This is a genomic window from Lactobacillus sp. M0396, assembly GCF_016101625.1.
Lineage (GTDB): Bacteria > Bacillota > Bacilli > Lactobacillales > Lactobacillaceae > Lactobacillus > Lactobacillus huangpiensis.
Window position 1 is genome coordinate 1 of sequence record NZ_JACFQE010000024.1, and the last position, 422, is coordinate 422.

The 422-nt window shown below is 43.6% G+C and carries 1 pseudogene; it reads right to left on the minus strand.

Annotated features, from left to right (window positions below):
* A pseudogene (locus H3T43_RS09300) lies at positions 1-422 on the minus strand (hypothetical protein); the annotation flags it as partial.

Genomic DNA, 422 nt, shown 5'->3' on the forward strand with positions numbered 1-422 from the left:
TTGTCTTCTTGTTTCTTTAAGCCGCTCTTGACTTCGTCTGCTACTGCTTTAACTGCATCTTTTGCCGCTACTTTCGTAAATGCTAATTTTGCCGCTGTTTCTGCTTGAGTAAAGGCTTGATCTGCTTCACCGGCTGCCTTATTTACAGCTTCTTTGTCCGTTGCCCCATCTATAGCCTTATCTGCTGCAGCTTGAGCATCATCAACCTTTTGGATTGCTTGGTCATAATCTGCTTTAGCTGCTGCCTTTTCGGTTGTACTCAACTGATCATATGCATCTTTGATACGTTGTTTAGCAGCAGTAGCGTTGGCATCAATCGCCTTCTTAGTATCTGCCTTTACTTTAGCCAAATCGTTTTGCGCATTAGAGTCTGCTGTTGACTTGACACCATCAATGTCCTTGATGGCCTGGTCTTTGATACT